24 protein-coding genes are annotated in these 25,503 nt (G+C 63.8%); 15 read left to right on the top strand and 9 right to left on the bottom strand.

All coding sequences use genetic code 11. The features are described 5' to 3' along the window. Together ACVIIV_RS20390 and ACVIIV_RS20385 are read left to right on the top strand one after the other, a co-directional pair. Positions 1 to 735 carry an ABC transporter ATP-binding protein gene (locus ACVIIV_RS20390; protein ID WP_456748782.1) on the top strand — a complete coding sequence of 245 codons (735 nt, stop codon included), beginning with the start codon at positions 1 to 3 and terminating at the stop codon, positions 733 to 735. A gap of 160 nt (positions 736 to 895) precedes the next feature. Next, positions 896 to 2,014: a branched-chain amino acid ABC transporter substrate-binding protein gene (locus tag ACVIIV_RS20385; protein ID WP_456745761.1), complete on the top strand. Its 1,119-nt coding sequence runs from the start codon at positions 896 to 898 to the stop codon at positions 2,012 to 2,014. An 82-nt stretch (positions 2,015 to 2,096) separates the two neighbouring features. On the opposite strand, the gene ACVIIV_RS20380 is transcribed toward ACVIIV_RS20385, so the two are convergent. Next, entirely contained in the window at positions 2,097 to 2,483 is a 387-nt protein-coding gene (locus ACVIIV_RS20380; RefSeq protein WP_456745760.1) for a response regulator, read from the bottom strand. Between the two features lie 231 nt (positions 2,484 to 2,714). Between ACVIIV_RS20380 and ACVIIV_RS20375 the strand changes: the two genes are divergently transcribed. Both ACVIIV_RS20375 and ACVIIV_RS20370 read left to right on the top strand, forming a co-directional pair. Beyond that, positions 2,715 to 5,537 (top strand): PAS domain S-box protein, encoded by a 2,823-nt coding sequence (locus ACVIIV_RS20375; protein ID WP_456745759.1) that lies wholly within the window; start codon positions 2,715 to 2,717, stop codon positions 5,535 to 5,537. Positions 5,538 to 5,595: 58 nt separating this feature from the next. After that, a complete protein-coding gene (locus ACVIIV_RS20370; protein WP_456745758.1) occupies positions 5,596 to 6,597 on the top strand; it encodes a P1 family peptidase in 1,002 nt (333 codons plus the stop codon). Positions 6,598 to 6,756: 159 nt separating this feature from the next. On the opposite strand, the gene ACVIIV_RS20365 is transcribed toward ACVIIV_RS20370, so the two are convergent. Further along, entirely contained in the window at positions 6,757 to 7,521 is a 765-nt protein-coding gene (locus ACVIIV_RS20365; protein WP_456745757.1) for an EF-hand domain-containing protein, read from the bottom strand. A gap of 252 nt (positions 7,522 to 7,773) precedes the next feature. On the opposite strand from ACVIIV_RS20365, the gene rpe reads away from it, so the two are divergent. The 4 genes from rpe to ACVIIV_RS20345 all read left to right on the top strand — a co-directional run bounded on the left by rpe (position 7,774) and on the right by ACVIIV_RS20345 (position 9,182). Next, positions 7,774 to 8,475, top strand: coding sequence for a ribulose-phosphate 3-epimerase (gene rpe, locus ACVIIV_RS20360; RefSeq protein WP_456745756.1), 702 nt, complete (start codon positions 7,774 to 7,776; stop codon positions 8,473 to 8,475). Positions 8,476 to 8,640: 165 nt separating this feature from the next. Then, entirely contained in the window at positions 8,641 to 8,784 is a 144-nt protein-coding gene (locus ACVIIV_RS20355; RefSeq protein WP_456745755.1) for a hypothetical protein, read from the top strand. Between the two features lie 4 nt (positions 8,785 to 8,788). Then, positions 8,789 to 8,968: a hypothetical protein gene (locus tag ACVIIV_RS20350; RefSeq protein ID WP_456745754.1), complete on the top strand. Its 180-nt coding sequence runs from the start codon at positions 8,789 to 8,791 to the stop codon at positions 8,966 to 8,968. 22 nt (positions 8,969 to 8,990) lie between these two features. Next, a complete protein-coding gene (locus ACVIIV_RS20345) occupies positions 8,991 to 9,182 on the top strand; it encodes a hypothetical protein (RefSeq protein WP_456745753.1) in 192 nt (63 codons plus the stop codon). 25 nt (positions 9,183 to 9,207) lie between these two features. Here the strand turns inward: ACVIIV_RS20345 and ACVIIV_RS20340 are convergent, their stop codons facing one another. After that, complete coding sequence (locus ACVIIV_RS20340; RefSeq protein WP_456745752.1) at positions 9,208 to 10,647, bottom strand: serine/threonine protein kinase; 1,440 nt, start codon at positions 10,645 to 10,647, stop codon at positions 9,208 to 9,210. 5 nt (positions 10,648 to 10,652) lie between these two features. Next, a complete protein-coding gene (locus tag ACVIIV_RS20335) occupies positions 10,653 to 11,393 on the bottom strand; it encodes a metallophosphoesterase family protein (RefSeq protein ID WP_456745751.1) in 741 nt (246 codons plus the stop codon). 222 nt (positions 11,394 to 11,615) lie between these two features. On the opposite strand from ACVIIV_RS20335, the gene ACVIIV_RS20330 reads away from it, so the two are divergent. After that, positions 11,616 to 12,752, top strand: a complete 1,137-nt coding sequence (locus ACVIIV_RS20330) for a hypothetical protein (RefSeq protein WP_456745750.1) — start codon at positions 11,616 to 11,618, stop codon at positions 12,750 to 12,752. Between the two features lie 46 nt (positions 12,753 to 12,798). Then, on the top strand, positions 12,799 to 15,045 hold the full coding sequence (locus ACVIIV_RS20325) for a hypothetical protein (protein WP_456745749.1): 2,247 nt from the start codon (positions 12,799 to 12,801) through the stop codon (positions 15,043 to 15,045). 10 nt (positions 15,046 to 15,055) lie between these two features. Here the strand turns inward: ACVIIV_RS20325 and ACVIIV_RS20320 are convergent, their stop codons facing one another. The 3 genes from ACVIIV_RS20320 to ACVIIV_RS20310 are packed head-to-tail and all read right to left on the bottom strand — an operon-like array spanning position 15,056 to position 17,107. After that, on the bottom strand, positions 15,056 to 15,661 hold the full coding sequence (locus ACVIIV_RS20320; RefSeq protein WP_456745748.1) for a hypothetical protein: 606 nt from the start codon (positions 15,659 to 15,661) through the stop codon (positions 15,056 to 15,058). Next, the gene (locus ACVIIV_RS20315; RefSeq protein WP_456745747.1) at positions 15,654 to 16,340 is read right to left on the bottom strand and encodes a hypothetical protein; all 687 of its coding nucleotides are present in this window, start codon (positions 16,338 to 16,340) and stop codon (positions 15,654 to 15,656) included. Before ACVIIV_RS20315 ends, ACVIIV_RS20320 begins: the two co-directional genes overlap by 8 nt. Beyond that, positions 16,337 to 17,107, bottom strand: a complete 771-nt coding sequence (locus ACVIIV_RS20310; RefSeq protein ID WP_456745746.1) for a MotA/TolQ/ExbB proton channel family protein — start codon at positions 17,105 to 17,107, stop codon at positions 16,337 to 16,339. Before ACVIIV_RS20310 ends, ACVIIV_RS20315 begins: the two co-directional genes overlap by 4 nt. Positions 17,108 to 17,333: 226 nt before the next feature. Between ACVIIV_RS20310 and ACVIIV_RS20305 the strand changes: the two genes are divergently transcribed. From ACVIIV_RS20305 to ACVIIV_RS20295, 3 genes are all read left to right on the top strand, one after another. Continuing rightward, positions 17,334 to 18,704 carry a sensor histidine kinase gene (locus tag ACVIIV_RS20305; protein ID WP_456745745.1) on the top strand — a complete coding sequence of 457 codons (1,371 nt, stop codon included), beginning with the start codon at positions 17,334 to 17,336 and terminating at the stop codon, positions 18,702 to 18,704. Positions 18,705 to 18,711: 7 nt separating this feature from the next. Continuing rightward, on the top strand, positions 18,712 to 19,365 hold the full coding sequence (locus ACVIIV_RS20300) for a response regulator (RefSeq protein ID WP_456745744.1): 654 nt from the start codon (positions 18,712 to 18,714) through the stop codon (positions 19,363 to 19,365). Positions 19,366 to 19,472: 107 nt separating this feature from the next. Beyond that, a complete protein-coding gene (locus ACVIIV_RS20295; RefSeq protein WP_456745743.1) occupies positions 19,473 to 19,778 on the top strand; it encodes a hypothetical protein in 306 nt (101 codons plus the stop codon). 48 nt (positions 19,779 to 19,826) lie between these two features. Here the strand turns inward: ACVIIV_RS20295 and ACVIIV_RS20290 are convergent, their stop codons facing one another. Then, positions 19,827 to 20,414: a TetR family transcriptional regulator gene (locus tag ACVIIV_RS20290; RefSeq protein ID WP_456745742.1), complete on the bottom strand. Its 588-nt coding sequence runs from the start codon at positions 20,412 to 20,414 to the stop codon at positions 19,827 to 19,829. 583 nt (positions 20,415 to 20,997) lie between these two features. On the opposite strand from ACVIIV_RS20290, the gene purB reads away from it, so the two are divergent. Then, on the top strand, positions 20,998 to 22,305 hold the full coding sequence (purB, locus tag ACVIIV_RS20285) for an adenylosuccinate lyase (RefSeq protein WP_456745741.1): 1,308 nt from the start codon (positions 20,998 to 21,000) through the stop codon (positions 22,303 to 22,305). A gap of 149 nt (positions 22,306 to 22,454) precedes the next feature. Further along, positions 22,455 to 23,630: a M20 aminoacylase family protein gene (locus tag ACVIIV_RS20280; protein ID WP_456745740.1), complete on the top strand. Its 1,176-nt coding sequence runs from the start codon at positions 22,455 to 22,457 to the stop codon at positions 23,628 to 23,630. Positions 23,631 to 23,680: 50 nt separating this feature from the next. On the opposite strand, the gene ACVIIV_RS20275 is transcribed toward ACVIIV_RS20280, so the two are convergent. Continuing rightward, positions 23,681 to 25,477 carry a caspase family protein gene (locus ACVIIV_RS20275; RefSeq protein ID WP_456745739.1) on the bottom strand — a complete coding sequence of 599 codons (1,797 nt, stop codon included), beginning with the start codon at positions 25,475 to 25,477 and terminating at the stop codon, positions 23,681 to 23,683. Between the last annotated feature and the right edge of the window lie 26 nt (positions 25,478 to 25,503).

Raw genomic sequence — 25,503 nt, 5'->3', positions numbered from 1 at the left:
GTGCCCGCTCCCCTGCTCGCGATCCGCGGTCTTCGCGCCGCCTACGGCAAGATCGAGGCGCTGAAGGGCGTCGACGTCGAGATCAATGCCGGCGAGATCGTGGCCCTGATCGGCGCCAACGGCGCCGGCAAGTCGACGCTGATGATGACGATCTTCGGCAAGCCGCGCGCCCGCGCCGGCCAGATCCTCTATGAAGGCCGCGACATCACCGACGTGCCCACCCACGAGATTGCGCATTTGCGCATCGCGCAATCGCCCGAGGGCCGCCGCATCTTCCCGCGCATGAGCGTCGCGGAGAACCTTCAGATGGGGGCGGACTCCACTGGATGCACCGAAGCCGAACGCGAGACGACGCTGCAGCGCGTGTTCACGCTGTTTCCGCGGCTGAAGGAACGCTATGCCCAGCGCGGTGGAACCCTGTCCGGCGGCGAGCAGCAGATGCTGGCAATCGGCCGCGCGCTGATGAGCCGCCCCCGCCTGCTCCTGCTGGACGAGCCCTCGCTCGGGCTGGCACCGCTGATCGCACGCCAGATTTTCGATGCGATCCGCACCCTGAACCGGCAGGACGGCCTGACCGTCCTGATCGTCGAGCAGAACGCCAACCATGCGCTCAAGCTCGCCCATCGCGGGTATGTCATGGTCAATGGCCTGATCACGCTGGCCGGGACCGGCAGCGAATTGTTGCAGCGCCCCGAGATTCGCGCCGCCTATCTGGAAGGCGGCCGCCACGGCTGACCTGGCCCCCAAGGCGGACGAGTGCGGCCGAATGTGGCGAGATATCTCCGCCAATGCCCGTATTTTGCCGGTGACTTCTCCTCGAATTCATTCAAGAATGGCGGCGGTTTGACCGGGCATTCCCGGCAACGTCCACAGGCGACCACCCGCGAGGTATCTCATGAAATCACTGAAGCTCATCGGTCTGGCATTCGGCGCATCGATTGCGCTGTCGAGCGCGGCATTCGCGCAGGATGTCACCGTCGCAGTCGCAGGCCCGATGACCGGCGGCGAGTCCGCCTTCGGCCGCCAGATGAAGAACGGCGCCGAGATGGCCGTGGCCGATATCAATGCCGCCGGCGGCGTCAACGGCAAGAAGCTCGCGCTCTCCGTCGAGGACGACGCTTGCGACCCGAAACAGGCGCGCTCGATCGCCGAGAAGATCGCCGGCGCGAAAATCCCGTTCGTGGCCGGGCATTATTGCTCGTCATCGTCGATCCCGGCCTCGGAAGCCTATGCCGACGGCAATGTGCTCCAGATTACGCCGGCCTCGACCAACCCGCTGTTCACCGAGCGCAAGCTCTGGAACGTGGCTCGCGTCTGCGGCCGTGACGATCAGCAGGGCCTGATCGCCGCGCAGTACATCGCCAAGAACTTCAAGGGCAAGAACATCGCCATCCTCAACGACAAGACCACCTACGGCAAGGGTCTTGCCGACGAGACCAAGAAGGCGCTCAACAAGGCCGGCATCACCGAGAAGATGTACGAGTCCTACAACAAGGGCGACAAGGACTTCAACGCGATCGTCTCGCGCCTGAAGCGCGACAACATCGACCTCGTCTATGTCGGCGGCTATCATCAGGAGAGCGGCCTGATCCTGCGCCAGATGCGGGACCAGGGCCTCAAGACCGTGCTGATGGCGGGCGATGCTCTCGCCGACAAGGAGTACGCCTCCATCACCGGCCCCGCCGGCGAGGGCACGCTGTTCACCTTCGGCCCCGACCCGCGCAACAAGCCGACCGCGAAGAAGATCGTCGAGGCCTTCAAAGCCAAGAACATCGACCCCGAGGGCTACACGCTCTACACCTATGCGGCGATGCAGGTGTGGTCGCAGGCGGCCAAGAAGGCCGGCACCACCGACGCCAAGAAGGTCATGGCGGCGATGAAGGCCGGCAAGTGGGACACCGTGATCGGCCCGGTCGAATATGACGCCAAGGGTGACATCAAGCAGATCGACTACGTCGTCTACAAATGGGACGCAAAGGGCGGCTACGCCGAGATCAGCGGCAGCGGCACCTAAGCGCGCTTGCCGGCCCATTGGGCCGCCTTCCAATCATCACCGCGCCCCGGCTTACCCCGGGGCGTTTCTTCTTGCGGCAGGATCAGATCGCTGCGGGCAGCTCGCCGCCGGCCGCGGCCTGGGCCTTGCGCAATGCTTGCAGGAGATCGTTCGGCCGAAACGGCTTTTGCAGGCAGACCACGTTGGCGAGGAGAGGCGATTGGTCCATGAAATCGAGCGCCGTCATCCCGGATACCGCAATGACGGGGAGCGCCGGCGCGCGTTCGCGCAGGGTCGCAATGATCTCGACGCCGCTGGTGTCGCCGAGGAAGATGTCGACGACCGCCGCGTCGAAAGAGCTTTCCGCGAAGGCCTTCAGTCCGGCTGCACCGCTCTCGGCCTCCTCGACCTCGAAACGATTGACCCGAAGCACCATCGCCATCATCGTGCGGACGCCCTTCTGGTCGTCGATGATGAGAACACGAGGCATTGGGAACGACTCCCGATATCGATCAAATCGTCTGATCCAAACCTGGAACCCGCCGCGGCGGAGGGGCATTATTGCACCGTCCGGTAAAGCGCATCTTACCCGCCCCTATTCCGTGTTCCCACCGCAATTAAGTAAGCTGTAACCTTCGGTAGAGTCGTAACCGGTTCCTTTCACAAGGCGCGCCAGACCCCGCTACCATGACGGTCTGCCGGCCGAATGAGACCAGCGGAGATGCTCAAGACCCTGCTCAAGACGGACCCGCGAGAGGTGGACGTGCCCGCGACGATCGACCGAAGCACATTTCTTTCGACCCTGCCGGCCACTTCGACCGACCGCACCGCAGCGTTGACGATTGTCGGCGTCTCCTCCCTCCTGTTCGCAGCGGCCGTGCCCTTCGCGGGTACCCCGCTCCTGCCGGTCCCGGCCTTCGTCGCGAGTTATCAATCGGCGCTCGCCGTAAGCGACATCGTCACGGCAGTGCTGCTGCTGTCGCAATTTGCGGTCTTGCGGACCCGCGCGCTGCTGTGGCTCGCGACCGGCTATCTCTTCACCGCTGCTGCGGCGCTGGTTCATGCCCTCACCTTTCCCGGATTGTTCGCACCAAGCGGGCTCTTTGGCGCGGGCCGGCAGACCACGGTCTGGCTCTACATGATCTGGCACGCCGGCTTTCCGCTGTGTGTGATGAGTTATGCCTGGCTGAAGGAAAAGGACGGCGGCCCGCGGGTTGGCGGCGCGGCAAGCAGTGCGATTTGTGCCAGCGTGCTTGGCGTCATCGCCGCGATAATCGTCTTCGCCTGGATCGTCACCGCGCAGCACGATCTGCTGCCGGTCCTGCTACGCGACGGTCACTATACGGCGACCATGATCGGCGTCGTATCCTTCGTGTGGTCGCTGAGCTTCGCCGCGCTGGTCTCGCTCTGGTTCCGCAGGCCGCATACGGTGATCGACGTCTGGCTCATGGTGGTGATGTGCGCCTGGCTGTTCGACATCGCACTGTCGGCGATCGTCAATGTCGCGCGCTTCGATCTCGGCTTCTATGTCGGCCGGCTCTACGGCCTCGCCGCGGCGACCTTCGTGCTCGCGGTGCTTCTCATCGAGAATGTCCGCCTTCAGGCCCATACGGTCGGCCTCGTCGGGAGGTTGCGCCAGCAATCGGCCTCGGAACGCGACTATTACGGCAAGCGTCTTGCGCTGTACGGCGCAGTGGTCGAGTCGTCCAATGACGCCATCATCACGAAATCGCTCGACGGCATCATCACCGGCTGGAACAAGGCCGCCGAACATCTGTTCGGCTATTCCGCCGCCGAGGCCGTCGGCAAGCCGATCGAGATCATCGTGCCGGCGGATCGCAAGGGCGAAGTCAGGAGCATCCTCAACCGGGTCGCCGGCAACGAGTCGATCGCCCAGCACGAGACCATCCGAATCCGGAAAGACGGCCGCCCGCTCGACGTCGTCCTGAACATTACACCGCTGCGCACCGATGAGGGAGAGATCATCGGTGCCTCCAAGATCGCCCACGACATCACCGAAGAAAAGCAGGCGAGAGAGAAGCTGCGCCGCGAGACCGAGGAACGCCAGCGCATTTTCGAGACATCGCAGGACCTGATCCTGGTTACCGATGGCTATGGCAATTTCGTCCAGGTCAGCCCGAGCGTGCAGAACATTCTCGGCTACAGCCCCGAGGACATGGTCGGGCACAGTGCGACCGAGTTCATCCACCCCGACGATCTCGAGAACACGCGGAACGAGATGCGCGCAGCCCGTCGTGGCGCGGTCAAGCGCAGCTTCGAGGCGCGCTACTACCATTACGACGGTCACGAGGTCACGCTGAACTGGATGGGCACCTGGTCCGAGCCGGTGAGGCGCCACTTCTTCATCGGCCGCGACCTCACCGACAAGCAGGCCGCCGAGGCCCAGCTCCGGCAGGTCCAGAAGATGGACTCGATCGGCCAATTGACCGGCGGCGTCGCCCACGACTTCAACAACGTGCTGACCGTCATCACGGGCACGATCGGCATTCTCAGCGACGCGGTCGCAGACCGGCCCGAGCTTGCCGCCATCACCAAGCTGATCGACGACGCCGCCGAGCGCGGCGCGCAGCTGACCAAGCATCTGCTCGCCTTCGCCCGCAAGCAGCCGCTCCAGCCGCGCGAGATCGACGTCAACGCGCTGGCGCTCGAAGCCGCCAAGCTGCTGCATCCCACCCTCGGCGAGCAGATCACCATCATGCCGCAGCTCACCGAGGATGCGTGGCCGACGCTGGTCGACCCGGGCCAGCTCTCCACCGCGATCCTCAATCTCGCGCTGAATGCGCGCGACGCCATGCCAGACGGCGGCACCCTGGTGCTGGAGACCCGCAACATCTTCCTCGACGACGGCTATGCCAGCATGAATCCCGACGTCACCGCCGGCAATTACGTGATGATCGCGGTCAGCGACACAGGCAGCGGAATCCCTGCGGAGGTGATCGACCGGGTCTTCGATCCCTTCTTCACCACCAAGGAGGTCGGCAAGGGCACCGGCCTCGGCCTCAGCATGGTGTTCGGCTTCGTCAAGCAGTCGGGCGGCCACATCAAGATCTACAGCGAGGAAGGCCACGGCACCAGCGTGAAGATCTACCTGCCGCGCTCGACCGGGGTGCAGGAGACCGAGTTCGAGGCACTCCAGAACGTGCCCATCACCGGCGGCAACGAGAAGATCCTGATCGTCGAGGACGATGCGCTGGTGCGGCAGTATGTCGTGACGCAGGTCAAGAGCCTCGGCTATACCGCGCTCGAGGCCGCCAACGGCGCCGAGGCCCTCAATATCATCGACAGCGACGAGACCATCGACCTGCTCTTCACCGACATCATCATGCCCGGCAACATGAACGGCCGCCAGCTTGCAGACGAAGCGGCCCGGCGCCGCCCCGACTTGAAGACGTTGTTCACCTCGGGCTACACCGAAAACGCCATCGTCCATCACGGCCGGCTGGATTCCGGCGTGCTGCTATTGGCAAAGCCCTATCGCAAGTCCGAGCTCGCCAAGATGCTGAGAACCGCGCTCGCCAGTTGAGCCTGCGGCATCACTGCGCTATCGCAGATCGCGAATTGCTCTCAACGACGAGGCCGTCTTGAAGAACCTTCTCACCGATATCGCCGGCGCCCGGGTCGGCCATGCCGAAGACGCGAAAGTCGCTTCCGGCGCGACCGCAATCATCTTCGATTCTCCCGCGATCGCCGCGATCGACGTTCGCGGCGGCGGCCCCGGCACACGCGAGGATGCACTGCTCGATCTTGCCAACACCGTCGAGCGCGTCGACGCGATCGCGCTGTCGGGCGGCTCTGCCTTTGGCCTCGATACCGGCGGCGGCGTGCAGGCCTGGCTCGCCGAGCAGGGCCGCGGCCACCGGGTTCGCGAAGCGCTGATCCCGATCGTGCCGGGGGCGATCCTGTTCGACCTGCTCAATGGCGGCGACAAGGCCTGGGGACGCTTCTCGCCCTATCGCGACCTCGGCTACGCCGCAGCGGCCGCCGCCACCAGCGCGGACTTCGCGCTTGGCAGCGTCGGCGCCGGCTTCGGCGCCACCACCGCGACGTTCAAGGGCGGCCTCGGCTCGGCGTCGGCGGTGACGCCGAGCGGAATCAAGGTCGCAGCAATCGTCGCCGTCAACGCCGTGGGCAGCGTCACCGTCGGCAACGGTCCGTGGTTCTGGGCGGCGCCGTTCGAGGTGGACGGCGAGTTCGGTGGACGCGGCCTGCCTGACAAGTTCACCGAGGACATGCTCCTCATGCGCATCAAGGGCGGTCCTGCGGCGAGCGCGCGCGAGAACACCACCATCGGCGCCGTCGTCACCGATGCGGTGCTGACCAAGCCCCAAGCCAAGCGGCTCGCGATGATCGCCCATACCGGCTTCGCCCGCGCGATCTATCCGGTGCACGCGCCGACCGACGGCGACGTGCTGTTTGCCGCCGCCACGTGCGAAAAGCCGATCGAGCCGCTGGTTGGTCTCACCGAGCTCGGCACGATCGCCGCCAACGTGGTCGCACGCGCGATCGCGCGCGGTGTGTACAGCGCGACGGCGCTACCGTTCGCGGGCGCTCAGGCGGCTTGGAAGGACCGGTTCGGCGGATAGCCGCGGCGACGGCGCGCTCCCTCGCCCCGCTTGCGGGGAGAGGGTCGAGGTGAGGGCGAGTCTCCGCGGGGGCGGTGAGAGCTAGACTCGCGGAGAGCCCCCTCAATTCGAGCTACGCTCGAATTCGACCTCTCCCCGCAAGCGGGGCGAGGTGAAAAGTCACACGCTCATCGACAAGCCGGCGGCCGCTGAGGCGCCCTGTCCCTGCCCGCCTTGCTGCCGCATCAGTTGCGCGAACAGATCGTAAGCCGAACTACCGGAAGAGTTTGCGCCAGGGACCGTTGTCGACATCTTGAACCCGTCGGCATAGGTGACGGTGGTGGTGGTCGAGCCGTCGGCATTGATCGTCGTGGTCGAAGTCGAGCCGCCGCCGGATTGCGACGAGGACTCCGAACCGTCGCCCGAGCCGCCGGCACCGAGCGTCTGCTGGTGGCCGTGGCCGCCCCTCAGCGCCTTCGTCATCTCTCCGAGATTGATGCTGCCGTCCGCATTCGCATCCATCTTCGAGAACACGTCGTCGGCCTGGGTCAGGTTTGTGCCGCCCGCGCCGAGCGCGCCCTCGAACTCGGACTTGGTGATCTTGCCGTCGCCGTCCGCATCGATCTGCGAGAACAGGTCCTTCAGGGCAGCCTCCCGGCTCTTCGACGTCGAGGATGCCGAGCTCGACGAGGCCGAGCCGTCGGCCGACTGGCTCTGCGCCGCGAACAGCGCGTTCATCGTCTCCGGCGAGATCTGCGGATATCTGCCCGCATTGACCGACGAGGTCGCGCCGGTCGTGCTGCTGCTACCGCTATCGATTGCGAACGGATTGATCGGGGCGCTCTGCGAGGATCCCGTCTTGTCCGTCGCCGACGACGATTTCGAGCTGGTCAGCGACTGGATCGCGTCGAGCGCGCTCGATACCGCACCAAGGGCGAACAACATTGCACAACTCCAACCGATGCGGCATGCCGCGGCCAATGTTCTGCAAGGAAATCAGCAAGCGACGTGCCATCGCGAAAAGCTCAATGAAATCCGCATTCACCACGCTTTGCAGGCCGCGGGAACATCGGCAATTCATGCCGGTCGCGGCAGAAATTTCCGCCCACAGGAAGCCCGCCCCTCCTGCATTGCCCGCCGCGGAGGCCCATGTTAGGCGAGGCCATTCGTCGTCCGACCGCCACGGGAAAACGCGCCATGACCCAATCCTTCACCCCCCGCCCCCTGGCCATCGCGCCCTCGATCCTGGCCTCGGACTTTTCGAAGCTCGGCGAGGAGGTGCGCGCGGTGGATGCCGCCGGCGCCGACTGGATCCATCTCGACGTGATGGACGGACATTTCGTTCCCAACATCTCGTACGGCCCCGACATCATCAAGGCGATGCGCCCGCACACGAAGAAGATCTTCGACGCGCATCTGATGATCTCGCCCTGCGATCCCTATCTCGAGGCCTTCGCGAAGGCCGGCTGCGACCACATCACCGTGCATGCGGAGGCGGGTCCCCACCTGCACCGCTCGCTTCAGGCGATCCGCGCGCTCGGCAAGAAGGCCGGCGTCTCGCTCAATCCGGCAACGCCGATCAGCGCGCTCGAATACGTCCTCGACCTTGTCGATCTCGTGCTGGTGATGTCGGTCAATCCCGGCTTCGGCGGCCAGGCCTTCATCCCCTCCGCGATCGGCAAGATCCGCGACATCCGCGCGATGACGGCGGGTCGTCCGATCGATATCGAGGTCGACGGCGGCGTCGGCCCCGATGTTGCGGGCGCGCTCGCCGCGGCCGGCGCCAACGCCTTCGTCGCCGGCACCTCGGTGTTCAGGGGCGGCACGCTGGAATCCTACAAGACCAACATCGCCGCGATCCGCAATGCGGCACTGGGGGCCCGCGGCGAAGCGATTTGACTTGGATCAAGCGGTGCAGGCGGACGAGCAGAAATCCTGTGGCGTTCACGGGTGCTGCAGCGCGCAAAGCCTAAAATTGCAATCCTGATCCGTACTCATCCGGACTTCACTGATTCGCGCAAATCACCGCAAGTGACTCCTGCCTGCTTTTGACGGGAGCACATCATGACGACGACCCTGATTTGGACTGGCGTAGCGTTGTGGTTCGGATTCAATGCGGCGATTGCAGCTCGCAGCCTCTACGTGGCGCGACCGGTGATGGCCGCATCCTCTGCTCGCATCATCCACCTTCATCGCCGCCGTGGGTGATGCCATGCTGCTCGCACTCGTGAAACGTCAGCCGAAGCGCAGGTGCCGTATTCCACGGCGCCCGCATCCGAACCTCGACTATTTCTTCGGCCGCCTCGAGCGCGCCGACGGCACGCTGGACAATGATGCCGGGCTCGACAATTCGGACCTCGATCGTTCAATTGCCTCGCAGCGCCGACACTGAGACTTCTTTCCCGGACCGCCCCATGAAACCGCATTGCCCGAACTGCCTGAAGGAAATGACCAAGGCGTCCGCGTCGCGCAACCTGTTCAATTGCGAGCCCTGCCGCGAGATCATCCAGTATTTTGGCGGCGGCGCAGATCACGGCGAACCCGGCCCGCAATTCTCCTGGCCGATCCGCCGCAGGCGCGCCGCCCACTCCGCCCAAGCGGCCTGATCCGCTCCGCAAGGCGCCAGGCCGCCTAGCCTGCCATTTCGCTGGCCTCCGACCCGCCGGCGTCCCCAGCCATCCGCGGCGGCCGCACCACGGTGACGGTGCAGCTCGCCTCCGAGGCCACCTTGGCCGAGACGCTGCCGAGCAGCGTGCGCCTGAACGAGCTCTGCCGCGCGCCGATGATGACGTGGTCGACCTGGTTAGCCTCGGCGAACTCCAGGATCGCGGCGGCGGGATCGACCGCCTCCAGCACATGAGCCGACAGCCGGCTCTCATCCAGCTTGAGCGGTGTCGCCCAGTGCCTGAGCGCGACCAGGCGGTCGATGTGCTTGTTGGAGCCCTGCTCGTCCAGGGTACGGTCGATCGCGATCCGGTTCAGCTTGAGCACGTTGACGCAGGCAAGCCGTGCCGAGGGCAGCGTGGCGAGGATGCGCTCGGTGGTGACGCGCAGCGCCTCGTTGAGCTCCGGTGCGCCCTCCACGGTGTCGAGCGCGACGGCGAGGATCGGGCTCGATGCGATCTGCGCGGCGACATCCGATTTCGCGCGCGGCGCCATGGCGCCCTGGTTGAAGCGGCGCCGCCAGGCGACGCTGAGCGGGTCACGCTTCAGCCGCTCCGAACGCGCGGTGAGCTTGACCTGATCCGGATGGGCGAGATCGAAGGCGAGCTGTGACGCGGTCGGATAGCGCCACACCGGCTCGATTTCCAGGCACCGCAGCACCACCTCCTGGAGCCAGGGCGGATAATCCGGACGAAGCTTCCGCGGCGGATGCGGGTCGCGCCAGAGCCGGCGCCGCATCGCGCGCAGCGTCTCGCCCTCGCCGAACGGCCGCTCGCCCGTGGTGAAGAAATAGAGCAGCACGCCAAGCGAAAACAGATCGCTGCGCGGATCGTCGCGCACCCCGAGCAGCCGCTCGGGTGCCATATAGGGCGCGGTGCCGTAAGGCAGGCGGAATTCCTCCTGCAGGAGATCCGGCAGATGGTTGTGATGCGACAGGCCGTAGTCGATCAGCACGGCCTCGCCACTGTCGCGGAACATGATGCTGCTCGGCTTGATGTCGTGATGGATCACGTTCTGCCGGTGTAAGTCCGCAAGCGCCGTTGCGATCCTGGCGACGAGCTGCCGCGCCTCGTCATAAGGCAGCGGCAGGTCAGGGAGCCGCTTGTAGAGCGTGGCGCCTGGGATGCGCTCGATCACGACATAGGCCTGGCGGGCGAAATCACCGGTGCCGAAGCAGGCCGGCACGTGCGGACCCGCAAGCCGCGGCAGGATCATCATCTCCATCTCGAAGGAGACGATCGCGGCGGGGTCCTCGCCTTCCGACACCCGCGGGATCTTCATCAGCAAGGGCACGTCGATGCCGGGATGCGTGACGGTCCACAGCGTCGCCATGCCGCCGGCATGCACGCATTCACCGATGGTGTAGCCGTCGATCTCCGCGCCTGATTTGACCAGGGGTTTCGGCATCGCCGTCAGCGCCCCTGCGACAGCCGATCGGCCAGCCAGGACGGCAACCCGTTGTCGCGGATCCTGCTCGCTGCGGTCGCGATGTCATAGGGCGCGCGGCAATAGGTGATCTGGCACGACTCGGTGTCGAACAACACGAAGGCTGCCGACGGATCGCCGTCGCGGGGCTGGCCGACGGAGCCGAGCACGGCGAGCCATTGCCGTCCGCGCAGCAGCTGCACGGGGACGTCGGTCTTCGGCACGAAGCTCGTCATCTTCGCCGTCACCGACATCGAATAGAGCGCGGGGCGATGGATGTGGCCGCAGAACGTGACATGGGCAGACGTCGCGATCAGGCTCTTGGCGGCCTCCACCGTCGAGCGGACATAGTGCCAGCGCTGGGGGTGAGAGGCTTCCGAGTGGACGAACAAGCGGCCGTCGTCCTCCACCAGCATCGGCAATTCAGCCAGGAACCGCCGCTGCGCAATGTCGAGCCGGCCGCGGGTCCATTCGATCGCGATCTGCGCCTCGGCGTTCATGGTTTCGGCCGAGGAATTGACCGCCTGGTCATGATTGCCGCGCACCGCGACGGCGCCCTGCGCAACGAGCTCCATCGCGGTGTCCACCACCCATTCCGGATCGGCGCCATAGCCGACGAAATCGCCGAGCAGGACAAACCGTTCCGCTCCCTTGGCGCGGGCAACCTTCAGGCAGGCCTCGAAGGCTTGCCGATTGCCGTGGATATCCGAGAAGACAGCGAGAAGCACGCACCCTCCACCCTCAAATTCTTATTGGAGGCCGATAAGGCCAAATTGAGGGAGGTCAAGAGGATGCGCCAGTCAAGTTCAATTTTCCAGCGAAGACCTTAACGGTGATTTCGGTCCGCGAGGCGCTATCGCTAAAGCTGTGTGCAGCCGCCGGAAAGGTGAATTGCCTCCCCTCGCGCAAACACCTTGCATTGGCTATCTTACTGCTTGGTGGGGAAGACTATGGTTGACTGGCGCCAAGGTGGCTGGACTGGGAGCATCAATCGCTGGGTTCGGCGGGAAATTCGGAATCATACTCGCGAGAATCCGGCGGCATTGCGCGTGCGCTATGGGCTAGCTGTGCGGGTGCTACGCCGCTATTTCCGACTTGGCACATTCTGGAAATTCTTTGCCCTCTACTTCCTTCTCGATCTGCTTGCGGGCTCGATTGAAGTGCTTGCAGCCTGGGCAGCACCAGAGTGGCTGCCCACTTGGACCACATCCGGTCCGCCGGGGCCAGACATCAAAGCGCTTGTACTTAATGTTTCGAGCTATCTGATCAGTACACAAGTTGGCCTACTGGGCGTGGTATCGCTCGCGCTTGCGCTTGTGACGCTCGTATCCCAGCGAGAGGGCGCAGAGTCTGACGTCAAACTATACTATCACGAGTCACTTTCATTCGAGATTGTAGCTAGCTGCATGGCACTTCTTGCTGTGCTTTGTTTGCAGCTTTTGTGGCCTTTGCAGTTTCTGCTTCATCGGCTGTCGCTCGGCACCGAGCTGCAGGTCTTTAAGCTCGGGTTGCTCGGCTTACATCTCACGTGGCTACTCGTGAACCTCGGGGCCGTTTCTTACTTTATTTTGACTACCTTTCGGTTTGTACAACAATCTGCCCGAGAACAGCTGCGCGAAAGATATACTGCGAACGTCGTCTTACCGCGCGAAATGGCCATACGCCTTCGACAACAGCTCTACAGCCTCGGCGGCCAGAAGCTTATGGGTATTCGATCCGCTGAAAAGAACGAAGAAGATGAAGGACCGTCGGTCATCTTTGGCTTCGACTTCGGCGAGCCAGATGCTATCGAAATCGAAGCTACCTTCTTGCACCCGATGGCGCTCCACGACGTTCGCATGGTGTGGGTACGCTGGGTCGCCCGGCGTTGGGTCAACCGCTCGATCGCAGCCAACAAGGGCGTTTTAGAGAACAACGTTGCAGGTTTGAAACGAGCACCAATACTGTGGTTTACGCCGCACATTGACCACCCGATGCATGGAAAATGCGGTTGGTGTAGACGACGCGGCGGTGCGCGGTTAACCCGATTGGAGAAGGCCGTATTGCAGCGAGCCTTCCGTTTCCGAAGGTCATCCGATGACGCATAACCTTCCTACTCCAACTCAAATACTAGAGGAGCTGGCGGACAAGACCGTGCTTCAGATCGAACGCCTTGCGACGGTCTCCTTTGATAACGCTCTCAGCGAAATGATCCGCTATCATCGATTTCTTTTGGCTTTGTATGCGTCGCGGACGCCAGACGGAGCCGCATTTAACTACGCGGAACTGACTGGAGATTCTTGGGACGCTCCGCACCTAGAGTGGATACGTCAGTATAGCCGACTCTTTTCACGCGCAATGGATCGACTCCCCGACGACGATCGCTTCATTCGCTCGTTAGCATACACGCCAAGTAAGCTCCTACTTGATCATAAGCTTTCGGAGCTCTCGCCTAATGTCGTAAAGAACATTCTTGATTTGGCAGCGATTTTGATTAATCGCATTCAGGCGTGGGTCACAAAGCGAACTACCGTTACCGTATCAGAAGGACAAGCGGCAGCACCTCGGCTCGCCCTATCCGGTTCAGACGCCAAATCCTACGCGAGCGTTCTGCACGAGATTGTCGGCGCCTGGGAGAGAACGCTGCAGCATGTCTCGTTGATTTATAACTGGCCCACTAGCGGCGAATCTGATGCTCCGAAAGCCTGGAGTGCATTTCGAGCAAGTTGGCCCTTTCTTTGGCAGCATCTGTCTAATACCGCCTATTGCCTAGCTTCCTCCGTCTGGAACGAGGATGAAATAGCGAGCACCTTGTTTCGTGAATCGCTATTGAGATGGCGGTATTCGTTATCCTATCGGCTTGACGAGAGCATCGACCTGAAGTGGCGGCGACTATTGTTTCCTGACATTATGAACCTTGACTGGTCGCAGGCAAGCCGACACGCTTCCAAACTTACGTACGACTACATGCCCTCGCCGTCACCCAGCCGACTTTTTTCCGCCGTTCTCGATGGCGCACACGATGACGTAGTTCTATTAACGGCAGCGCTACTTCTGTTTTGGAGCGTCGAAGGAAAGCAATCGGGCGAAATCGGGGGGCGAACGGCAGCATCGCTCCTCCATGGAGAAGGAGCTGAAGAACACGACCATCGAGCGAGGCGGCGACTGAACTTCCGCTCGATCTTCCTTGACATACTTCGATACGATTTTGCTGAAGCAAGCGGAATGTATGCAGGGGAGCTAAACAATCTAGTTCGCACGCTAGACAACATGACCGAACGCCGCGTCGTTCCCGGCCGTGTGTACTCTCCGTCCACGCTCCACGATCGCGACGGCCTCTCACAGTCTTTCGTTGCCATGTTGGCCGCCTCCGTGCCTCATGACGCTGATCGATCGCTCTTAGATAGGGTAACAGAACTAGCCAAACAGGAAGACGTACTTCCCGGCGGGGACCGTTCGTTACGCAATGTCATCCGCCAACTTGAACACATGAACGCCTTTCTCGATCAACCGCCTACGAAGCTCAATCGTGGCATATCGCTACTCGCCAGCGAACAGCGCCCAGAAACGTCCGTTGAGCAACTTCGCGGACTTCTGAGCGCCACTAGGAGTATCATTGAAGATATCCGCCTGGAGCGCATACGAACCAGACCGATAGACCACAAAAAGGTCGAGCGGATTCGTTCGGACATTGAATTCGCTCTCTTCAACGAGCCATTTGAGGTTCCATTCTTTCGGAATGTAAAAACAGTTCCTGCGTCAGAGAACGATGCCGTTGAACCACGCGAAGTCACTTTTAAGGGGCTTTCCCGAACGCAGTGGATCGAACCTCAAATGGAGAGCCAATCCCCGGATTTCGACCAGATTGTAGAGCGTTTTCGCGACCTCGCTGGGAGGCGCGCGTGGCACAGTTTTCAACAACGAGCAAGGACCCCGTTCGCCACGCGCACTGGACTAGAGACAGCTCAATTTTGGAACGAGATCGCTCCATTGGTCAGCCAAATCGGCTCAAACCCAATATTGGTCCTGTCGCAGAAAGCGGAGGCACGCATAATCCGCACAATCATGCGTGCTCCTGCCAATGAACGTCCTCCGCTAAGGATCGAGCACCATCCAATCGCGACCTCTGGCGCGTCCTATCTTGGAACATTAGACAGGGTGGATTTGTTTGCGGCGGACTTCAGTCCGGGCGTCGCGTGGTTGTTCTCGGCAAGGGCTTTGGTTGAGGTCCGCCTCGGTAAGGTCGATCGGTCAGATAATTTTGTAACTGTCAATTTTGATACGGTTGAGCCGACCACCGGAACGCTTCGTATTCAGATTTGTGAGCACTTTGAGTGGGCCGACGACCCAATATTCGAGATTAGGTTCCCTGCTCAAGCTCAGCCCCGGCAAGAGAACTAAGTCCAATCACCTATTGCTCGTCCTTCGGCGGCATCCGGGGCGGCGGAATCGGGGTGAACACCGCGCCTTGGGCGCCGGCCGGCGGCGCATTGAACTCGCCGGTCGAGGAATCGCCGCCGCTGGTCTCCAGAATCGTCTTGGGCGTCACATATTCCCGGACCATGTCGATCAGGCTGCCGTCGCCGCCGCCGAAATCGGCCGCACGCCCCCCCTGCGGATGTCCGGCCGCGATCTCGTTCTCCGCGGCATGGGTCTTGTCGGCCAGTCTGTCGTTGTAGGGCACACGAAAGGCGCGCGGGATGCCGCTCGGGCGATTGTCCTCGTCCAGCGCCTCGACCCAGAAATAGATCGAGCCGGGATCGCCCTGAAGCGAATGCGGCTCGACAATGCGGGCTTTCAGCAGCTTGAAAGTGGCCGGCATCCGGTCGGAGCTGGCCCAGCCAAGCAGCCCGCGCATCTCGGTGAAACTGACGATATAGAAGGTGCTGGTCACGATCACGGCGACCGCCTTCAATGACCAGTGCAGGCGTGCATAGACCAGCACGACCAGCAGCAGCGCGCCGATGACGGCGTAGGCGACCGACAGTGTGAGGATGACCGTTTGCAGGCTAGTCACGGCGTACCCTCGCAGCGTTCCTGCTCACACCGGTCCTGGGGTCGAGATCGCCGCCGTTGCGCCAGCTGCTGCGAAACGTCTCCAGCAGCGATTTCGGCCGCTGATCGACATTGACGACCTTGCCTTCGGCATCAATGCGGAATCGTACCGCGGTCTTCTCGTCGCCGGTGTGGTCCAGCGTGAACTTGTTGTCGAAGATCACCTGCGCGGTCGGATTGAGCTTCTGCACCTTCACATTGGCCGTCACAGCCTCGCCGGTCGTGGCGACGAAATGCGAGACGTTGACGGTGTATTCGCCGGCGAGGATGCCGCGCACCGTGACGATCTCCTCGCGGATCGGCGAGGCGATCTTCTTGCCGGCGACCATGATGAAATCGTTGGCCCCGCCGCGGTCGTCGCGGTCGAGCGTGAGGAAGCCGGCCTCGCGGTGGCGATACCAGGCAATGTTGCCGGCGGGGTCCTGCACGAACAGGTCGAGATCGTCGGGGTGATTGTCCGGCCAGTCCAGCGTGATCATGAACTCCGCCTTGGAGTCGATCTTGCCGTCCTTGGCATCCGGGGAGACCGCGAGCAGCGCGAGGAAAAACAGGAACGCGATCACCTGGAGCGCCTTGAACAGCATCACGCCAAGCGGATCGAACGGCTCCTCACGCGGATAGAGACCGAAATCATCCATCATGACCGCGCACCAGAACCTTTGCGCTCCAGCACCGGCGTCACATAGGTCTCGGTCAGCACCACCGCGTCCGAGAACACCCGCTGGGTCGCGGCGTCCAGCATATAGTACTGGATGCGGACCAGGATCGAGCCGACGAGGCCGGCGAGCGTCGTGTACATCGCGACCGCCATGCCGTCGCTCATCAAGCCCATCGAAGAGCGCATCGCGACCTTGTCAGCGGCATCCAGCCCCGCGATCGGCGCCAGCATGATGATGAAGCCGATGATGGTGCCGAGCAGGCCGAGCTTCATCAGCGAGTCGGAGACAAAGGCCCCGAATCCGTTGGAGCCACGCAAGCGGTCGGCGAGCGTCCGCAGCAGCAGTGTCTGGTCGACCGGCCGGTAGTCCTGCGCGGCGGCCTTGGTCACCAGGCTCTCGATGTGATCGCGCACGAGGCCGCGCGGCAGCCCCGACGCGCTCGCATCGAGCGCCTTGCTGCCACCGACCGCCGACAGCATCGCGCGGCAGCGCCGCGCCGCTGCCCCTTCGCGCGCGATCGCCCGCGTTCGCAGGAAGCAATGGCCGCAGGTGAAGACGTAGAGCACCGCGATGACGCTCGATATGTAGGTGCGGTCCGAGGTCAGCATCAGATGGATCAGGCCGAACCGCCACAGCAGCACGACGGCGAAGATCGAGAGCCCGGTGAAGATCATCCAGAACAGCAGCGCGCTGCGCTCGGACGGGTCGGCCGTGGTCCCCGCGATCGGTCCAATCGTCATTGAACTCATGCTGCACTGCTCCCGGCCCGCAACGATTGGCCTGCAAAGACTGGCCCTAGGAAGATTCCTGCCCGATTAGATCAAAGCCGCCGCGCCCGGTCCAAAGACCCATGCCCAATCCGGCTTGGGAAATTTGCCCGAGCTGCAATCCGGCCCACTCCTGCAATTGGCAAAGCAATTGGCAAGCCGCGGCGGCGTTGTTAGGCTGACCTTACCAAATGTCGGGGGTGATCGCATGCGCCTCGTGCTTCAGCTTGTCGCCCGTCTGCTGCTCATCGTCGTGCTCTGCCTTGGAGCCGCCACCGTGTGGGCCACATTCGACGCCTATCGCAGCGTCGATCGGGCGACTGCGGCCTCGGCGCAGCGGGTCGCGCAGGCGCTACAGGCACTGTATTGGCGCGAGCTCTTGTTGCGCAGCAGCAGAGCGCGCGAGCATCTTCTGCCGGTTACGGACTGGCGCACGCTGGAGACGATGAAGCTGATTTCGCCCGGCGTTTGCGTCGAGTTCCAGCCGGCCGCGGCATTCGAAAAGCCGCTCTGCGGCCAGAGCGAGGGGCTTGGCAAGACGCCGCCGCGCTGGTTCGCCGCCATTGTGCCCACCATCCTCGGCAGCCATGCCGAGGCGGTACGGCCTGTCAGCCCCCGCGCGGCGGCCGCCGGGACGGTTGTCGCGACGCCGGACGGCGCGGCGGCCGTCTCGCTGGCCTGGGAGTACATCCTCAACGTGATCGATGTCGCGCTATTGATGGCGGCGGCGATTGCGCTGCTGGCGTCGCTGGCGATCGCACATGCGCTGGCGCCTGCGCGCGCGATTGTGACCGCCTTGCAGCGCATGGCGCGCGGTCAATATCGCACCAAGCTGCCGCGCTTCCGCTCGATGGAGCTGGCGATGATCGGCAGCGCCGTCGGCGAACTCGGCGGCCGGCTGGAGGAAGCCACCGAACAGCGCGCCGCGCTGACGCGGCGCCTGATCGAGATCCGCGACGACGAACGCCGCGCCCTCGCCCGCGAGCTGCACGACGAATTCGGGCAGAATCTCTCCGCCATTCTCGCCTTCGCCAACACAATCGAAGCAGCGAGCACGAAGGACAACAAGGCCACCGGGATCGCACAGGATGCGCGCATGATCTCGCAGGCCACCCATCATCTGATGGCTTCGCTGCGCGACGCGCTGAAGCGGCTGCGCAATCCCCTGCCCGAGGAGCTCGGGCTCGAGGCAAGCCTCGTCAATCTCGTCGACAGCTGGCGCTCGCAGAGCGCGGCACGGCCGACGATCCAGCTCGATCTCAGGGGTGACCTCACTGACATCCGCGGCCCGGCGGCCACCACAGCCTATCGCGTGGCACAGGAATGCCTGACCAACGCGCTGCGTCACGGTGCGGCGCGCGAGATCAGCTTGCGCATCGAACGCCGTGCCGGCGAGGACGATGCGCTGCTGATCCGCGTCGAGGACGACGGCGGCGGCGACGCGGCCCGTGTGGCGCAGTCGTCCGGTTTCGGCCTGACCGGCATCCGCGAGCGCGTCACGGCAGCCGGCGGATCGCTGTCGATCCTGCCTGCACGCGGCGGCCTCAGCGTTGCCGCCACCATCCCGCTCGCTGCGTGAGGCCGGAATGAGCGAGGTTGCAGCAACAGGCATCTCCGTGCTGCTGGTCGACGACCACCCGATCGTGCGGCAAGGCTATCGGCGCGTGCTGGAGAGCCAGGGCGATCTGCGCGTCGTGGCGGAAGCCGACAACGCAGCAGATGCCTACGGCGCCTTCAAGGCGCACGACCCCGATGTCGTCGTGCTCGATATCTCGATGCCCGGCGCGAGCGGGCTGGAAGCGATCCGCAACATCCGCGCGCGCAGCCCGCGGGCGCGGATCCTCGTCTTCACCATGCACAACGAAGCCGTGCTGGTGAAGGCCGCCTTCGGCGCCGGAGCCTCCGGCTTCGTCACCAAGAGCAGCGAACCGTCGGCCGTGGTGCACGCCATCCGCAACGTGGCGCGCGGCGAGCGCGCCATGAGCGACGACATCGCGCATATTCTGGCCGAGGACAGCCTGTCCCCCACCGGCTCGGTGCTGGACCAGTTGGGCGAGCGCGAGATCGAGATCCTGCGCCAGTTCGCCGGCGGCGCCACCACCGAAGAGATCGCCACGCATCTCAATCTCAGCGTCAAGACGGTGCAGAACTATCACTACCTGATCAAGTCGAAGACCGGCGCGCGCACGGATGCGCAGCTCGTGCGGCTCGCCGCGACCTGCGGGCTGACGAGGATCTAGCAGCAAAGCTGCCACACTGCCTTGTCGAAACCTCTCAATCTGCTGAACGACATTGGAACGGAGCCGATCCGGCTCCGGTTAGTACGGCAGTGAAGGAGTAAAGGGTCATGAGTAAGGGTCACCCCAAAGCCGTCGACCATCCCCCGATCATCACAGTAGGCGAGCTCATCGACGAACTTTGCCGCCTGCCGGACACAGCCGTCGTCCACTTTCGCTGCCCGATGTTCGATCAGGAGCTAACATTCTACCGCCTTCGAAAGCGGTCAAAGGACGCCGTCGAAATCGCAGTCAATGCATATCCGGATAGTCCGCCGGTCGTGCCATCGTCCGATCCTGCCTTCCACCCGCGAAGACATGCGGTCTCCTCGCCCTCGCTTCGCGACGGCGCCGCTCTCGACAAGACGAAAGGTTGATTGGCCGCAACCGGGACTGAATGGGTCCTGCGGCCTTATCCTGCGGCCTTAGGCCGCCTTCAGCCCGCGCAGCAGCAGCGCGAGCGTTGCATCGACGCGCACAGAGAGATCGGCGTCCTTCCATTCGTCGGCATGGGCCGGATGGTGGAAGCGCACGGTCGCATCGAAGATCGCGCGCGCGGTCGCCTTCACGTCACCCACGGCGAATTCGCCCTGCTTCACGCCATCGGTCAGGATCGCCGCGATCTGGTCGATCATGGTGTCCTTGTGACATTTGACGGCCGCACAGGCCTCGCGCGCCAGGGTCAGATAAGTCTCGAACATCTCGGGGTCGTCGAGCACGCGCGAACGCTTGGCGGCGAACAGCGTGCGCAGCCAGCGGTCGAGCCTGTCAGACGCCGCCCCCTGCTCCTTGGCAATCGCCAGCAACGGGGCGTCGATGCGGTCGAGCCAGCGCTTGGCAACAGCCTCGCGCAGCGAGGCCTTGCTGGGGAAATGGCGATAGACGCTGCCGTGGCTCACATCGAGCGCACGGGCAACGTCGACCACGGTGGCCTTGGCGAGCCCGTAACGCCTGAGCACATCCTCGGTGACTTCGAGGATCCGCTCCGGCGTCAAGATAACGGCTTCATTCATGCCAGCACCATGTTCCCGTTTGGGGCTCAGTTACCCGGCAGTAGGGCTGCTTCCGAAGCGCCCTGGCCGGTCGTTCGGAAAGCCTATGCCTTAATGAGGCAGTTTTGCAGCCTGCGCCGCGATCTGGCGCGCCACCAGCAAATTGAGCCAATGCCCAATCACGCCGGTGAAATTGAGGATTTCGGTCGTCATTGTCTTAAGTCTCCATTCGTCCGCGGTCCCCCGTTCTTCGATTTGCCCTCCGATCCGAGCTTGGTTCGGATGTCGGGCTCCCCGGGGCTGTCGCGGGACACCCAACCGGAGCGTCCGAGAACGGATATACACGTCTCGCTGACAGATTTCAATATCTGTCAGTCAATGATCCGTGATTGACCGCTGATTTTTTACGGCCGCCCAGCCCAGGTCCCGGTGGGGACCGCCCAGCCGGCCTGGGCGCTAGCTGGCCTGCTCGGTCCAATCATCCCCCGCTACCTCGCCCCCGCCGTTTGTTTCGCCCTGCCTGCTCTGCTAAATCACGGCGTAAAAAACATTTTGGCCGGCAAAGCCCCTTGGGGCCGCCCGCCTACCTTGCTGGAGCCGTCAAATGATCCCCCGCTACACCCGCCCGGAAATGGCCTCGATCTGGGAGCCGCAGACCCGGTTCAAGATCTGGTTCGAGATCGAGGCGCATGCGGCGGACGCGCTCGCCGAGCTCGGGACCATTCCCAAGGAGGCCGCCAGGACGGTCTGGGCCAAGGCCAAGGACGCCATCTTCGACGTGGCCCGCATCGACGAGATCGAGCGCGAGACCAAGCACGATGTCATCGCCTTCCTCACCCACCTCGCCGAGATCGTCGGCCCCGAGGCGCGTTTCGTGCACCAGGGCATGACCTCCTCCGACGTGCTCGACACCTGCCTCAACGTCCAGCTCACCCGCGCCGCCGACCTCTTGCTTGCCGACCTCGACAAGGTGCTCGCCGCCCTGAAGAAGCGCGCTTTCGAGCACAAGATGACGCCGACCATCGGCCGCAGCCACGGCATCCATGCCGAGCCCGTGACCTTCGGCCTCAAGCTCGCTTATGCCTATGCCGAGTTCACGCGCGCCAAGGAGCGCCTGATCGCGGCGCGGAAGGAGGTCGCGACCTGCGCCATCTCCGGCGCGGTCGGCACCTTTGCGCAGATCGACCCGCGCGTCGAAGAGCACGTGGCGAAAGCCATGGGACTCGTGCCCGAGCCGATCTCGACGCAGGTGATCCCGCGCGACCGTCACGCCATGTATTTCTCGACGCTCGGCGTGATCGCGTCCTCGATCGAGCGCATCGCGGTGGAGATCCGCCACATGCAGCGCACCGAGGTGCTGGAGGCCGAAGAGTTCTTCTCGGAGGGGCAGAAAGGCTCCTCCGCAATGCCGCACAAGCGCAACCCGGTGCTGTCGGAGAACCTCACCGGCCTCTCCCGCATGGTGCGCGCCTATGTCACGCCGGCGCTGGAGAACGTCGTGCTCTGGCACGAGCGCGACATCTCGCACTCTTCCGCCGAGCGCATGATGGGCCCTGATGCCACCGTGACGCTCGACTTCGCGCTGGTGCGCCTCGCCGGCCTGATCGACAAGCTCCTGGTGTACCCCGCCAACATGCAGAAGAACCTCGACCGCCTCGGCGGCCTCGTGCATTCGCAGCGCGTGCTGTTGGCGCTGACCCAGAAGGGCGCCAGCCGCGAGGACGCCTACAAGCTGGTGCAGCGCAACGCCATGCCGGTCTGGCGCGGCGAAGGCGACTTCCTCCAGCTCCTGAAGAAGGACAGTGAGGTGAAGAAATATCTCACCGACGCCGAGATCGAGGAGCAGTTCGACCTCGGCTATCATCTCAAGCACGTCGAGACGATCTTCAAGCGCGTGTTCGGGGAAGCGTAGGATCGTAGTAGGGTGGGTTAGCCTTGCGGCCTGCGCGAAGCGCAGTCCGCTGGGCGTAACCCACCTCTTTCGCTCCCGCGGAGACAAACAGTGGTGGGTTACGCTACGCTAACCCACCCTACAAACGACAACAAAAAACGGATCACCCCATGCCCATCGTCAACCGCGTCGCCGCCCTCTCCGACGAAATGGCCGCCTGGCGCCATGACTTCCACGAGAACCCCGAGCTGCTCTACGAAGTCCACCGCACCGCCGGCATCGTCGCGGACAAGCTGCGCGAGTTCGGCTGTGACGAGGTGGTGACGGGCATCGGCCGCACCGGCGTGGTGGGCGTGATCCGCGGCCGCAAGTCGGCCTCCGGCAAGACCATCGGCCTGCGCGCCGACATGGACGCGCTGCCGATCATGGAGACGTCAGGCGTGCCTTACGCGTCAAAGGTGCCCGGCAAGATGCACGCCTGCGGCCATGACGGCCACACCGCGATGCTGCTGGGCGCTGCAAAGTACCTGACCGAGACGCGCAATTTCGATGGCACGGCCGTGATGATCTTCCAGCCCGCCGAGGAAGGCGGCGGCGGCGGCAAGGCCATGGTCGAGGACGGGCTGATGACGCGCTGGAATATCCAGGAGGTCTACGGCATGCACAACATGCCGAACCTGCCCGAAGGACATTTCGCGACCACGCCCGGCCCAATGCTCGCCTCCTCCGACAACATCCAGATCACCGTCCGCGGCAAGGGCGGCCATGCCGGCGCAGGTCCGCACAAATCGGTCGACAGCGTGCTGATCGGCTCGCAGATCGTGGGTGCGCTGCAGTCGATCGTCGCGCGCAACGTCGATCCGCTGAAGTCGGCCGTCATCTCGATCACCCAATTCCACTCCGGCACCGCCTTCAACATCATCCCTGAAGTCGCCGAGCTCGCCGGCACCGTGCGCACGCTCGACCCCGAGGTGCGTGATCTCGTCGAGCGTCGCATCGGCGAAGTCGCCGACAGCATCGCCCGCGCCTATGGCGGTTCGGCCGAGACGAAGTACACGCGGATGTATCCGGTGACGATGAACCATGCGCGCGAGGCAGGCATCGCCGCCGACGTCGCCCGCGACATCGTCGGCACTGATCGCGTCAACGACAAGTTCATCCCGATGATGGGCGCCGAGGACTTCTCGTTCATGCTTGAAGCGCGTCCCGGCGCGATGGTGCTGGTCGGTATGGGCGACGGCAACGAGTGCCACCACCCGGCCTACGTCTTCAACGACAACATTTTGGGCCACGGCGCCTCGTTCTGGGTGCGCCTGATCGAGACGCGGATGCCGGCGGGGTCGTGATACTTGTTGAGCAACGAGGACCCACGGCTGTTAACGGGCTTCCCACGCCACTAGTTGCACAGCTCCGTGGTTATCGTGACCCCACTGTTGGCCTTCGTCGTTCCTAGCCGGCACCCTTTTGACACCGGCCGACATCCCGCGCTGCCGCAGACCATCTGTCCCGAGGCCTGCGGCGCCGACGGTGCGGCCTCAGTTTGCTTTCGATCCGCATCCCGCCTTCGCGAATCCTCGCGCGTCGCGACCGGCTTCTTTTCCGGGATCTTCTCGCACTCGTTGTCGTCACTCACGCGATAGCCGGCACGGCAGGTGATTTTGACGCATTGATCGCCGTCGGCCTTGAAACCGAAATTGCACACCAGCGGGCAGACCCGTCCCGGCTTCGCCTTCAGCGCATCGAGCGCATCGACGCTGGCGAGCTTCACGTCGAGCTGGGTACCGGCGTATTTGTTGAACAGCGTCAGCGAGCGCTGCGCGGCCGACGTCCACTCGCCCTCCGCAGTCGATGTGAGACAACCGACGCGGCGCAATTCGCTCTGTACGGATTTGGCGAGGTCAGCTGCGGATAATGTTGAGATCGGGTCAGGCGAGAGCGCCGCGACTTTCTGATTCCCGACTTCGGGCATCTGCCGATCGGCGGTCGGCTTTGCGCCCTGCTCCGCTTTCTCTGCCGCTTGCTTTGCAGCGAGCTCGGCCTTGGCTTTCTCGGCGGCCTGCTTCTCGGCCAATGCCTTCGCAGCCGCCGCCTCCGCCGCCTTGCGCTCGCGTTCGGCCGCTTCAGCCTTCACCTGCTCGATCTGCTTTTGCTTCTCGGCGGCGATCCGCGCCTCTTCGGCCGCCTTGGCCGCGGCGGCCGCCTTCTCCTGCTCGGCCTTCTGGGCGCGCTCGGCAATGAGCCTGGTCTTTTCCTGCTCCGCCGCCTTGGCCTTCTGCTCGGCTGCAGCGCGCGTCTCCTCGGCGCCGATCTTGTTCAACTGGCCCTTGGCGAGGTTGGCGTAGAAACCATCGGGGTATTGCGCGAGAAACGCTTCCCAGGCGTCGCGTGTCGCAAGCTGGAGCGCGAGCTCGTAGTCCCTGCGAATGGCATCCTGCGGGTTGGCCTGCGGACCGGTCGCGGCTTGCTTCGCGACAAGGGGCACGTCGTCGCCGCCGAGCGAGCCGTAGACATAGGGCTCCTGCTTGTAGCCGGTCGCCTTCAGCACGTCGTCGCGCACGAAGCCGAAGGCCTTGCGCAGATCGAGGCCAGGCTTTGGCAGGTGCTCGACCAGCGCGGCGGCGAACGGGCTGTTTCGCGCATCGCCGTCGGATGCGGTCGATCCCGCCTTGGCTGCGAAGGCGATCATCGTGTTCGGGCTGGTCGGCTCTACCTTGGCGAGGCCGCGTCCGATCGCGCGCGAGGCCAGCGTGCGCTTCATCGTCTTCGCGAACGGATTGTCGCGGCACGCATCCAGGATGATCAGGCGCAGCTGCTTGGCCGGCTCGACCGCGAACAATGCCCGCTCGACCGGGATGGTCTCGTCGAGCACGTCACCATCCGTCTCCAGCGTGGCGTCGGTCGGGATGAGATAGTTGTTGCCGTCGAGCTCGATGCCGTGGCCGGCGTAATAGATCACCGCCATGTCGGCATCACGCGACCTGCCGGCAAATTCGCGCAGCATGCGCCGCATCTCGCTGGCGCTGAGGTCCAGCCTGACGTCCACGGAATCGAAGCCGGCCTTCTTGAACATGCCGCCGACCAGGGTGGCATCGTTAACGGGGTTGCCGAGCTTCGGCGCGCTCTTGTAGGCGGAATTGCCGATCACGAGCGCCACCCGCCGGTCGGCATGCGCCGGTCCACAGGCAAGGCCCATCGCCAATATCAACAAAGCAAATAGCC

The organism is Bradyrhizobium sp. USDA 4354, from assembly GCF_054060315.1.
Note: the sequence above shows the minus strand (reverse complement) of the source record. Positions and strands in the feature narration are given on the sequence as shown.